1 protein-coding gene is annotated in these 730 nt (G+C 65.2%); it reads right to left on the reverse strand.

The window, feature by feature from the left end; translation table 11 throughout:
* Positions 1 to 514 (reverse strand): DUF2889 domain-containing protein (locus tag ACTWQN_RS38000; RefSeq protein WP_443208525.1); only part of this gene is annotated, 514 nt, incomplete at its 3' end.
* Positions 515 to 730 lie beyond the last annotated feature (216 nt).

The raw sequence follows: 730 nt of genomic DNA on the forward strand, positions 1-730 counted from the left end.
GCTTGCGGACCACCTCGCCCTCGAGATGCAGGGCATGGCAGCCGTGGAGTTGGTAAGGCGGCTTTTCGCCGGGCTCGATCGGTCGGAGGGCGTTGGAGTTGTCGCGCACCGGAAAGACGTCGCCCGCAAAGGCCTGAATGGCGGCGGTCGGCAGCACGCCGCACAGCTCGGTCAGGTGCGTACAGCCCACCACGCCGCCAAGTCTCTCACGCGAGGCCTTTCGAAAACCCTTCATCAGGTTCAGGCCGATGAGCTTGCGGTAGGCCGGGCCAATCGTGTCGCAGTGTGTGGGGTACGGCACCCAGTCGGAGCACGCTTCGGCGTCGACGACGTTCATGCGGGTATCGATGGTCACGCGCAGCCACAGGTCATGCAGCGGCTGGCCTTCGGGGCGGACACCGCCGCTGGCCAGCGGGATATCGCGGGGCTTGGTGTCGGTCAGGCGCGCTTCGATGTCCCACAGGCCGTCTTCCCGCAAATAGGCCTCCACCGTGATGGCACGGCGGTGGCGCATGACGCGCGGGACGGGAGCAGACAGAGGCATGGACCAGACAGACCGATAGGACCGATGGAGGCGGCGCACGCGGATCTCGCGCATCGCCTACGGGACGTCTGCAGCAGCGCATCAGCCGCCACACACGAACACAACCGCCCTGCAACCGAAGTAGAGGACGGTATCAAAGCCGTGGATTTTAACACGTCGTTACGACTGTACTGCGTCGTATGCTGC

This window comes from Saccharopolyspora antiqui, assembly GCF_052246905.1.
Lineage (GTDB): Bacteria > Actinomycetota > Actinomycetes > Mycobacteriales > Pseudonocardiaceae > Saccharopolyspora.